This window comes from Mesorhizobium sp. M7A.F.Ca.CA.002.09.1.1 (assembly GCF_003998555.1).
Classification (GTDB): domain Bacteria; phylum Pseudomonadota; class Alphaproteobacteria; order Rhizobiales; family Rhizobiaceae; genus Mesorhizobium; species Mesorhizobium ciceri.
The window spans coordinates 1-2602 of sequence record NZ_RZRR01000795.1; the positions used below are offsets into that span (position 1 = coordinate 1).

Sequence of the window (2602 nt, forward strand, 5' to 3'; positions counted from 1 at the left end):
AGGTAGTCGATCTCGGTGTCGCTGATCCTCACGTCATGCGGATCGCCGGGGTAATCCTGGTCCGTGGTGCCGATCAGGGTGAACTCTTCTTCGTAGGGAATGGCGAAGATGATGCGACCATCCATGTTCTGGAAGAAATAGGCGCGCGGATCGTCGAACTTCCTGGCGATGACGATGTGGCTGCCCTGCACGAGGCGGACATTGTGCACATCGTTGAGGCCGACGACGCCGGAAAGCACATGATCGACCCAGGGTCCAGCGGCATTGACCAGCAGGCGCGCCTTGATCTCCTCGGTCTCGCCGGTCTGCAGATCCTCGACCTGGACCGTCCACAAGCCGTTTTCGCGGCGCGCGCCGGTCACTTTCGTGCGGGTGCGGACCGTTGCGCCGCGGTCGGCGGCATCACGTGCGTTCAGCGCCACCAGCCGCGCGTCATTGACCCAGCCATCCGAGTATTCGAAGGCCTTCTTGAATAGCGGCTTCAAAGGCTTGCCGGCCGGATCCCTGGCCATGTCCAGCGTCCGGGTCGCCGGCAGCAATTTGCGCCCGCCAATGTGGTCGTAGAGGAAGAGACCGAGCCTGATCAGCCAGGCCGGGCGCAGGCCCTTGGCATAGGGCAGCACGAAGCGCATCGGCCAGATGATGTGCGGCGCGTTCTTCCACAGAACCTCGCGCTCCATCAGCGCTTCGCGCACCAAGCGGAATTCGTAGAATTCGAGGTAGCGCAGGCCGCCATGGATCAATTTGGTCGAGCCCGAGGAGGTCCCGCTGGCGAGGTCGTTCATCTCGGCGAGAAAGACGGAAAAGCCACGCCCGACGGCGTCGCGGGCGATACCGCAGCCATTGATGCCGCCGCCTATGACGAAAATGTCACGGATCGGAGATGCGTCCACAAATTCCTCCAGCGATTTCGCATTGCACCATTTTTGGGCTTTTACGAAACCGTGTCGGAATTATTTCGAAATGATAACGAATGTCAAACGAAATATCACGGGCGCGTGATATCAGCTGAAAACCGCCTAGGCGAGCGACGTCTCGATCAGCTGAACCTCGGCCTCCTGGCAGATCTTGCGCACCGAGGGGATGTCGCAGCGGTCGGTGATGAAGGTGTTGACCTGCGACAGATGGCCGATGCGCACCGGTGCGGTTCGCTCGAATTTGGTCTGGTCGGAAACCAGGATGACATGCCTTGCATTGGCGATGATCGCCTGCGCCACCTTGACCTCGCGAAAATCGAAGTCGAGCAAGGCCCCGTCATGGTCGATGGCGGATGCGCCGATCACCGCGTAATCGACCTTGAACTGCCTAATGAAATCGACCGCCGCCTCGCCGACCACACCGCCATCGGAACCGCGCACGACACCACCGGCGATCACCACTTCGATCGACGGATATATCCGCATCCTATTGGCAACATTGATGTTATTGGTGATGACCATGAGACCGTTGTGATCGAGCAACGCCTTGCTGACCGACTCGGTCGTGGTGCCGATGTTGATGAACAGCGAGGCGTTGTCGGGGATCAGCCTGGCTGCCGCACGGCCGATCGCCTCCTTCTCGTCGGCGGCAATCTTGCGTCTCGCCTCATACTCCATGTTCTCGATGCCGGAGGGGTACAGCGCGCCGCCATGGATGCGCGAGAGCAGCCGCTGATCGCACAAATCGTTGAGGTCCTTGCGTATGGTCTGCGGCGTCACATTGAAGTGGTTGGCCAGATCATCGACCAGCACGCGGCCGTGATCCTTGGCCATCTGGATAATCTCGGCATGGCGCGGCGACAGATACATGGGCAACCTCCCGTTTTCGTTTTTCTTGTCTATAGTCGAAAACGAAACCGATGAAAAGGCATAAGCCGGCTAACGAAATCAGCGACCCAGGCCACGTGCGATTTCAGTAATCACCACAAAAGCCGTTTCGACATCGGCGGCGGTCGCCTCGAACTGTCCGACCTGGAACCGGATTGCGATCAGTCCATCAACCTTCGTCTGCGTCAGGTAGATGCGGCCATCGTCGTTGATCGCATTGACAAGGCGCAGATTGTGCTCGTCCCCGTCGGTTGCGGTCTTGTGCCGGAACGAGAACAACGACAGCATCGGTTCGCTGACGATCTGGAAATCCGGCTCCCTTGCCAGCCGCGCCGCCAGCCCTTCGCTCCACGCGACATGATTGCGGATCATCGTGCGCAGGCGTTCCAGGCCATGGGCGCGCAGCAGGAACCATAATTTCAACGCGCGAAATCGCCTGCCGAGCGGTACCGACCATTCGGAATAGTTGATGATGCCGTCATGACCGTGCGTCTTCAGATAATCCGGCTTGATGGCCAGCGTCCTGACATGGCTTTCAGGGTCGCGCAGGAACTGGATCGAGCAGTCGAACTGAGCGCCCAGCCATTTGTGCGGATTGAAAACGATCGAATCGGCGCCTTCGACGCCTGTCCAGAAATGCCGATATTCCGGACAGATCATCGCCGATCCCGCCCAGGCGGCATCGACATGGAGATAAAGCCCATGCCGCCGTGCCACCTCGGCAACCGCAGCAATGTCGTCGGTGCCGCCAGTGCTGGTGCCGCCGACGCAAGCGATGATGCCCGCCGGCAGCATGC

At 59.8% G+C, this 2602-nt stretch carries 3 protein-coding genes; all 3 read right to left on the reverse strand.

The window, feature by feature from the left end; genetic code table 11:
• Window positions 1–893: glycerol-3-phosphate dehydrogenase (glpD, locus tag EN994_RS26350; protein ID WP_127307936.1), on the reverse strand; the 893-nt coding region annotated here is incomplete at its 3' end.
• A 126-nt stretch (window positions 894–1019) separates the two neighbouring features.
• Window positions 1020–1787, reverse strand: a complete 768-nt coding sequence (locus EN994_RS26355) for a DeoR/GlpR family DNA-binding transcription regulator (RefSeq protein WP_013531814.1) — start codon at window positions 1785–1787, stop codon at window positions 1020–1022.
• Window positions 1788–1865: 78 nt separating this feature from the next.
• The coding region (locus tag EN994_RS26360; RefSeq protein ID WP_164746208.1) for a pyridoxal-dependent decarboxylase at window positions 1866–2602 on the reverse strand (737 nt) is incomplete at its 5' end.

Coding starts and splice junctions, on each gene's coding strand:
- EN994_RS26355 (WP_013531814.1), bottom strand. CDS start 1,787: ATGTATCTGTCGCCGCGCCATGCCGAGATTATCCAGATGGCCAAGGAT.